This window comes from Cyanobacteriota bacterium, from assembly GCA_025054735.1.
In the GTDB taxonomy this organism is placed as follows: domain Bacteria; phylum Cyanobacteriota; class Cyanobacteriia; order SKYG9; family SKYG9; genus SKYG9.
This window is the reverse complement of sequence record JANWZG010000014.1, coordinates 1-9,012: the sequence shown is the minus strand read 5'-3', so window position 1 is coordinate 9,012 and position 9,012 is coordinate 1. Positions and strand designations below refer to the sequence as shown.

Here is a 9,012-nt window from a genome sequence, read left to right as displayed (position 1 = left end):
CCGCCATGGACAACTATGCTGCCTTGCGAGACAGAGCAGCCGAGATGGACAGCAAGCTGGATACGATCGCAGACGAGATTGACCAACACCTGCAAGAATTCCAGCAGCAAGTGGAGGATTTAACTGAGGCGATTTCCCAAGAGTCTGAACAGATCAAAACTGCCCTAACTGAGCTTGAGGAGGAAAGCAACACCGCTACCTCTGAGGCAGAGAACCTGTCCAGCAATACTGAAGGGGATCTCGAAGAGTTCCAGTCCATCGTCCAAACTGTGCAGGATGATTTGAGCCAGCGCCAAGATGAGCTACTGGCGCAATTTCAAACCTTACAGAGCATGATTCAAGAAAAGCTAGAAACTGTCACGAGGGATTTTGAAAATCTGCAAGAGATGGGGCGCGATCGTACCAATGAGCTAGTCACAGCCTTGGACAACCATGACCAGCACTGTAGCGATTTGATTACCCAGTTGCTTCCTGGTGAAGCCTGTGACGTAATCAACACGGCTGGTGATGGATTGAGGCAGGCACTTTCTGTCCTCAATGAAGTCACTGAACAATCTCAAGAGTTGTTGGATGGCAAAGTAGGCGACATCCTCGACACCATCAACGACATTCTCGACGTGGTTGAACCTGTGATGGACGTGCTGGAGAAGGTGCAAGACATCTTAGGCTAAGAAATTTCACCCTGATTTTGTAAGGAGACGATCAATGTCACAAGTCCTAGAAATGCGCCAAGACCTCAGTGAAAGCACTGAAGGTTATGAACAATTGTTGGCAGCTTTGGAAACTGCGATTCAGCAGATTGAAGATACTACCGCCGCGCTGACCGAGGAACAGCAGGCGTTGGAGCAGTTAACCGATGCGATCGAACAGCAATTTGACCAATTTGAGGATGAGTTGCAAGTGGCTGAGGATGTGCTTGAGCAGGCTGAGGCAGACTTGACTGACGCTGCCGATGCCCTGCAAACAGTGCTGGCTGAGGCTGAAAACAGTCTGGAGAATGCTGCTCAGCAGGTTGAGTCTGCCCATGACCAGCTTGTCTCAGCATTGCAAACCGAACACAATCAGTTGGAGCAAGCAGGAACCGAGGTCGAGCAAGGGTTTTCGATGCTGAAAGACCAACTCGATCGCTGCCAGTCCGTTATCGAGCAAGAGCAGCAAGCCACCCAACAGACCTTTGACCAGTTGATCGGGGCGATCGCCGACCTCCAGCAACGTACTGAAACTCTCCAAGCTGAGACAGACAGCATCTTTGATGACCTGAAACAGCGTCTAGAAAACCACGACCAGGCACTAGGTGAAGATTTTGACGACTTCTCCGAGCAACTTGCCAACGACCACCAGTCTGATATCAGTGACGGCTTTAGCGACCTAGATCAGGGGTTAACGGATATCTTCAGCACCTTGACTGCCCTTGTCGAGTCCAGTGGTGAAGAACTCCAGCAGCGCGGTCAAGAGATCATGGACACCGTGAAAGACCATGCCGAAGAAACCTTGCAGACAGAGCTGGAGGATACCTTCAAAGAGATTCTCTCAGACATTCTAGAAGAAGTCGTGAAGGAAGTTGCCGAAAACTTCGCCATGATGCAGTTTGGTGCTGCTACCACAACCGCCCTCAGTCCTGTATTGCCCCAAATTATTGCTGCCAAGATTGCCATCACCATGATCAAAGAGGCATTATCCTTTGGTGGCTTGTTCGGCTAAATTCCATCGGGTAGGTTGGGTTGCGGCGATAGTGAAAACCCAACACCCAATCTGACACCAGAAACTCGCACTATACCGTTAGCATCTGCCCTCACTCTAAATCTCTCTCCCATCTTAGGAGAAGGACTTCAATCCAGAACTCCTCTGCTTCCGTTTTGGGAGAAGCAAGAATCTTAGCCCCTCTCCCAACTTGGGAGGGGTGCGACCTCAATCTGATATGCCTGAGGAAATTTTCCCTCATCCCCCAACCCCTTCTCCCAAAAAGGGAGAAGGGGAACCGAACCAGTCTTTTTAGCCCCTCTCCCAGCTTGGGAGAGGGGTTGGGGTGAGGGCAAGCTGAGTAGTTACCGTATCTCTGTGGATTAATTTTTTAAGGATGAAAACCCATGAACCAAGTACTTGATGAATTGCAACGCATGGCTGTGCTAGCTCCCCAAGAGTTAAATCGCTTGATTCAGGATACGAATGAAGTCCAGGTGTTGGCGAATCAGCTTGGCGATCGCCTGCAAGCCCAGCAAACCGAGTGTGCAACTCTGATGCAACAGTTGGAGTCTGCCTTTCAAGAGTTGCGTAATGAAGTAGCCACTAGTCAAGGGGAGACAGAAACCATCATGGCTGAGTTAGATAGCAGCCTAGATGAAATGGAAAACTGGCTGACGGAGGCACAAACTGAGATAGAACAAGACTGCCAAACCTTACAGGGACAGTTGGCTGACCTGAAAACCCAACTGGAGGATTGCGATCGCACCTTGCAGCAAGCCACCGATGAAGCCCAAGGTGAGTTGACCGAAACCCACTCTGCCCTTGAATCTCACCAGGAGGAGTTGATTGCTGCTTTGGAGGAGGTGCAATCCCAGGTAGAAGCCTTGCAACAGTCCCTAGAAACGTCTGGTGCTGAGGCAGACAACCAAGTGGAGCAGACACAAACAGCGATCGCCGAGGCACTCCAAGAAGTCAGCGATCAGGTCAAAGAACTACTCACGCAGTTTGAGGACAGTAAGGATGCCTGTGAATCCACCCTAGAGCGCATCGGCTCTGAAATCATTGAAGCAAGTGTGGATACTATCCTCGATGAGGCGCAGGAGAAGATTGAGGATGGATTGAAGGAACTAGTCACTGAAGCCATTACCACTGTCCTTGATACGCTGGAGGAGATTGCCGAAGATTTCATTGAAGGCAAGGATGATGCGGAATCGGAGCGGGAGGAACTCAATCCACTGATCGAGAAACTAGAGGATATGGTTGAACCGATCGTCGATGCGATCGCTGCCGTCCGCCACGTCCTAGAGAAAATTCCTGGTCTAAGCTGGCCCGGATAATGCTCAAGCTTGTGCACTGAACTCCATGCAGTAGGATGCCATCCTGGTTGTCCCAGCCCAGAAAACACGAACCCAAACAACTCACCCCATTCCATAAAACTTAAGGAGTTTGAACCATGGTTGACCTAGATACTACCGCCACTGAAACCGTTGCCTTGTTGACCCACCTGCTCGATCAAGTTGATCACACACAACCCCATGTGGATGAGTTAAACCAAGAGTTTGATACCCTCTCTCAACAGATTGATGACGACTGGCAAGCCTTGGCAGACCGCATCCAGAAAGTTCTAGAGCAAACCAATCAGTTTCGCGACGACCTCGCCACCGAAGCCGATGAGGTGAACCAACTGCTGCGAGATCTTCAAGAGCGGGCAACAGAACTGCAAACAGAAGCCGAAGCCAAACTAGAGGAGACTAGGAGCGCGATCGCTGCCCTCGGTGAAAACCTCACCACCACCCAGCCAGAACTCACCAGTGGAGCAGATGCCACTGAGACTGCCCTCACCAGTTTGCAACAGGCTACGGAGCAGATACGATCGACCCTAACCCAGACGATCGCCACCCTGCAAGAGCACCTGCGATCGGAAGTCAGCAACGACATCACCAGCCATGAAGACGCTGTAAACCAACAGTCTAGTGAGTTCAACAGTTACCTCAGTGATGACTGCCGGACTGAAATCGCTGACCAAGTGACCACCTTTGCCCAACAGGTTACAGATCTATTGACAGAACTAACCGACAAGCTGGAAACCGTCCAGTCGGCAACGGCAGACCATGCTGATGTTTCCCTCAAGGAAGTGGTAGAAAACCAGCGAGAACTCTATGACTCTCTGCTGGAAACTGGGAACGAGGTGATGCAGACCATGACTCGGATCAGGGAAGCCGTCCAACAGGCGGGCAGACTGTTTACCACCACCAAGGAAAGCCTAGTCACTGGGGCAAAGACCACCAACATTGCCACCACCACCGCGATCGGTCTTCTAGAAGATGTCCTCAGCCTGTTGATGATTTAGGGTCTGTTTTAAAAGTTGATTTTTCGTGCGCGTCGCGCACGAAAAATCAACCCTCACAGTTAGCTTTAAAACACGCCCTAGGTCATGGTAACTACTTAGGCTTCCAGTCGCCCTCATCCCCTAGCCCCTTCTCTCAAGACGGGAGAAGGGGGAACCGAACCAGTGTCTTAGCCCCTCTCCCAGCTTGGGAGAGGGGTTGGGGTGAGGGCAGCCTGAGTAGTTACCTAAAAAATAATCTGGAAAATTTTTCTGCGATTTTGTTTGCATAATCGCCGCAAGTTTGACCGATAAGGTTAGTAGAAATCGATCGAGGACAGTCTGTATGATGCCAACACCCCATCCTGCCAGCCATTTGCGGAGATGCCAGCCATGAGTAATGACAACCCCAGTAATGACAAGCTCGATGTGGTCAGAAAGTTTTCCGAATTTTGGAGCGTCGTCGGAAATCGACGGCACATCCAGACCGATCGTAGGCTAAAACAACTCATGATGAAGCTGACCGACGGACTATCAGAAGACGATCCCGTCACTGATGATGCCTGGGCACGCTATCTATTGCTCTTGACCTATCAGCATGATGCCGAGTTTGTCCAGTCCTTAAAGGTTCCTGTCCACGATCTAGCTGCATTGATTACCAAGCTTATTCAACTGCGGGAATGTCGGAATGCTAAAGTCAAATGCATTCATGACCATTTAGATAAGCCAAGTCAGACTTATGCTGAAGAGCTGTCAAGCAAAAATCGTGACCTATTAATTGCCTACCTGCAAGAGCCAGCCTATTCTGCTGCATCCACGCTATATAGGCGGCTAGGCTTAAAGTTAGCTCTAGAGGAGTGTGCTGCGATCGCTGCTTGCGTGATTAGTCAGCCTTTCTCCTTGTTGAAACCGTTCAAGTTCGATTGGGACAACACCATCAAGACCTTCTTGAAGCACAAGTTGCCTGACAAGCTCAGAGATGAAATAGATGATCGATCCATTAGGGACAAAACCCGCAACCAGTCAAAGACATCTCAATTGAAGCAAGGATCACGTAATCGCAAGAAAATTTTAGACTCAGCCGGTTATGCTAACGGCAAACTGGAGCGTCATGATTTACTTTGGGACTGCTATCAAGAAATCCATGCTCCTCGTCAGGAAGGGCGCAAACCCCTGCCTGATCCCAGTCCTGAACAATGGCAAGCAATTGCGGAGTGTTTTAACCAACGCCTAGAATGTCTCGGTGCAACTGCTGACAAAACTAGGATTGACCAAGCAACTGCCGAACGGATGATGAATGACTGTCGGAAAGCAGTCCAGGATTGGAGCAACTTTAAACTGCTCAGTCTTGATGCCCCACTCAAATCATCAGATCCAGATGCTGGAGATCTCCAAGATTCAATCCAAGACTCACAGAATCTGACACCTATAGACTATATGCTCTATCTAGAGCAGCAAGAAGATGAGGAGAAAATTCCATCAACGATCGTCCAAGCCTTTGCCCAGCTTTCCGACATTGAGCAAGCAGCGCTAGTTCTGTGGCGCGGGCTAAACTTTGGGCAAGATTATGTGGTTGAACTGCTCGGCAAACCCAAGGGTTTCAAAGCCAATAGCGATGTATCTCGTATTGTCAAGAATCCCTTATCCAAAGCACTTTTGGAGAGTTGGTGTCGTGATATTCATCACGATGATCCCAAAAAACTACGAGAACTTCATGCTGCACGAGCCAAAGAGGTAGTTACTGCTCTCAAGATAAATCTACCCCAGCACTGCCGAAATTGGCTGGTTGAGTTTCTCACTGCCGAATACCAAAGCTTGGTGCATCTTCATTCTGATAGCTCAAGTTCATCGTTACGCGATGACTTGAAACAAAAATTGCTCGATCGTTTGCACGTAACCAAGCTGGATGCCGTTCCAGACGCAGACCAACGTATCACCGCGTTTATCGACTCCTGGTTACAAGCCCACTCACCCCATCCAGCTATTTAGACGGAGAACTTCACCATGTTGACACTGAAATTAGACCAATTAGCCGAGTTGTATCCCGAACACATCTGGTTGACGATCGCCGACAGCGATCGCCAAGCCGCTGCCCAAGCCGAACAGTACCCTTACTCCCACGACACTGCCCGCGCTAGGGCAACCCTCAACACCCTTTGCCTGGAATGCCTGAAGCGGGAGTTACCAGAAACCCTCGATCGTCCCGACACGATCGCCCCCGCTACCGATGACCTAGCAAAACGCTGGGAATTTGTGACCGGTTTCTCTGTGACGATCGGCGATGTTCCTCTCGTCGTCATCCCCACCGACACCCTCACCCTGGACGAACTGCGGGTTCCCCGCGAGTGGGTCGATATCCCCAGTGATCACCAGTGGGCGGCTCCCTACTATGTTGCCTGCCAAGTAGACCTAGAGGACGACTGGGTCAGAATTGCAGGCTATGCCACCCATGACGACGTGAAAGCAGGAGCGTATGATCGGGTCGATCGTACCTACTCCCTCCCTGTCAGCAACCTCCACGAGAATATCTACACCATCTGGCACTTGAGAGAACACTGCCCCGATCCCCAGCCTCAGGTTGAGTCACTACCAGACTTATCTGACTCAGTAGCCGAATCTCTCATTCGTCACTATAGCCAACCCATGCCTTACTCACCTCGTCTGTTGCCGGAGCCAGAGGGGGGCGATCGCTGGCTTGCCCTGCTCGCCAACCCCAGCCACCTAGACCAACTCCACACCTGTCGCACCTCACCTCAACAAGAGAGAGTTAGTATCGGGGAGACATTGGTAACCATCACACGGGAAGCAAGGGCAGTTGTGATCACGGCTTGGCGTTCGCTCCAAGACTTGGTGAACCCGCCTGAGTTTGCCATGGCAATTGCCAGGAGTGCCCAGATCAACCCCATGTCCAAGGGCTGTGAGGTGTTGCTGGATGGACAACGCTTTAATCTGGCGATCGTCTATCAGCTTACCAATGATCCCGAAGAACTGCGTGCCCAGATTAAAGTCAACAGTCCTGATCCTCAAGCCAGCTTACCCGTGGGGCTAACCCTTGATGTGCGAGACGAGCAGGGTGACTTGCTGGATGGTGATCGGGTCAACCCAGGGCAACCCAAAGACGTTTTGGAAGCCAGTATTCTTGGTGCTGCTGGAGAAGCATACCAGCTAGAACTTAGCTTGCTAGGCAATTCAGCAATGCTCCCTGAAGAGTTTCCTACCCATCCATCACCTGACACCAGCCAACATCTTCCCTGGTTTCCATATTTGCGATGATCAGTGATAATACTAACAAGTAGGCGATCGTTGCCTACGTTATCTGCCTACGTTATAGAGCTAGATACTCTGATACAAATGTTACCCTAGAGATAGCTCTAATTTGATCAGTGCGCTTCCTGAGCCTGTTTCCTGAAGATCAACGCCCCCTTAGTCAGTCGTCCACTGTTGCTATAGTCACTATGATTTAGCCCAATTTAACCGGCTAGATGGCAGTTGCCAATGTGACTACACAGGCAGTGAACTCGATCAGTAAGATATTGAGTATTCCGTTGAGATAGGTAGTTAGACACCGTGGCTAGACCTGACAATCAATCAAACATTTACAAAAGGGGGCGAGCCAAGTTTTGGATGCTGCTCATTGGCGTGAATGAGTATGACGATCCAGGGTTAACGAATCTCTCCTATGCCGTAGCTGATTGCACAGATGTGGCGAAGGAACTTGATCGGATTACGGATGGATTTCACAAGGAGCAACTCGTGCATTGTGCAGGACGAGAAATCCCCTCCAAAGCAGCGATTATGGCAAACCTAGATCGGATTTCTCAAGAATCCCAACGAGATGACATGGTGTTGTTTTACTTCTCTGGTCATGGTCATGCCCACAATGGCGATACCTACCTGTGTCTACCAGCAACCAAGCTAGCCAGCCCAGCCCCGGATAGTTTGTTATTGTCGGAGTTTTTAGCCTGTTTGCGCCAGTGCAACGCCCGCAAGCAAATCGTCTTGGTAGATGCTTGCCACAGCGGTGCAGCCAGCAAAGGGGTGGTGATTGCTCGCTCTGGAGATGCTTCCTCCCCGGTCTTCGCTTACCAACAGCCTCTCTCCACTCAGATCGAACAAGCCTTTGATGCCTACACCAGTCGAGAGGGTGTTGGCTTGTTTACCCTGTTATCCTGCCGAGCTGGTGAGTTTTCCTACGAATTTCCAGACCTTGGACATGGGGTGTTTACCTACTGGTTGTTGGATGGTCTACGAGGTAAAGCAGCCGATCGTGAGCGTCGCATCAAACCTGGTCCTCTGTTTGAGTATGTTAAAACAGAGACAATTCGGTGGATTCAGAGCAAAGGATTAACACAAACTCCTAAGCGCATTATCAAGGATGATGCTGAAGATTTTCCTCTAGGCTTTGCTCCAGGACAGCACGACCAGCAGATCTATGAACAAACCCGTCAAGCACAATACAATATCTACCGTCAGCACTATTATGATGCCCGTCAGCATGGGTTACCACTCCGCCCTGAAGATGAAGAGGTGTTAAAAGCCGCCAAACAAGAGCTAAGACTGCTCAGACACAGCGACTTTACAACGATAGAGGCTGATGTCGATCACGTTTTTCAGCATTGCGAAGGGGATATAACTCTCTATATTCAACAGCAAAAGCTACCCATCCCTAAAGATTGTGATCCTACGTTACAGACGAAATGCCACAAACAATTGAGTTTGTCGAACCAACAGATTTCTGTAGTTTATCAGCGCCTAGCAGGGGTGGCAAATCAAGCGTTTGACGACTATCATCAACAGGTTGAGGCATGGTTTTTAGAGCATGGCGCAGCGAGTGATTTCAGCGCTATCAGCCGAGCCAATGGGTTGACAGACAATAACGTTGGCAATTCTCTAGAGAAGTGGCGTGCAGCAGCAGCTCAGCGCGAGGCAAATTATCGTCAGGGGTTTGCAGGGCTTGTAGCTGAGTCCTGGGATGAAATCGATGTCCATGCTTACCCAGAGGC

At 50.2% G+C, this 9,012-nt stretch carries 7 protein-coding genes; all 7 read left to right on the top strand.

What is annotated here, in order from left to right; genetic code table 11:
• The coding region (locus NZ772_01510; protein MCS6812240.1) for a hypothetical protein at positions 1-671 on the top strand (671 nt) is incomplete at its 5' end.
• A 34-nt stretch (positions 672-705) separates the two neighbouring features.
• Positions 706-1,701, top strand: a complete 996-nt coding sequence (locus tag NZ772_01505; GenBank protein MCS6812239.1) for a hypothetical protein — start codon at positions 706-708, stop codon at positions 1,699-1,701.
• A gap of 386 nt (positions 1,702-2,087) precedes the next feature.
• On the top strand, positions 2,088-3,020 hold the full coding sequence (locus NZ772_01500; GenBank protein ID MCS6812238.1) for a hypothetical protein: 933 nt from the start codon (positions 2,088-2,090) through the stop codon (positions 3,018-3,020).
• Between the two features lie 116 nt (positions 3,021-3,136).
• On the top strand, positions 3,137-4,033 hold the full coding sequence (locus tag NZ772_01495) for a hypothetical protein (protein ID MCS6812237.1): 897 nt from the start codon (positions 3,137-3,139) through the stop codon (positions 4,031-4,033).
• Positions 4,034-4,402: 369 nt separating this feature from the next.
• Positions 4,403-5,998 (top strand): hypothetical protein, encoded by a 1,596-nt coding sequence (locus NZ772_01490; GenBank protein MCS6812236.1) that lies wholly within the window; start codon positions 4,403-4,405, stop codon positions 5,996-5,998.
• 15 nt (positions 5,999-6,013) lie between these two features.
• Positions 6,014-7,282 carry a DUF1822 family protein gene (locus NZ772_01485; GenBank protein MCS6812235.1) on the top strand — a complete coding sequence of 423 codons (1,269 nt, stop codon included), beginning with the start codon at positions 6,014-6,016 and terminating at the stop codon, positions 7,280-7,282.
• Positions 7,283-7,576: 294 nt separating this feature from the next.
• On the top strand, positions 7,577-9,012 hold a 1,436-nt coding region (locus NZ772_01480; protein ID MCS6812234.1), incomplete at its 3' end, for a caspase family protein.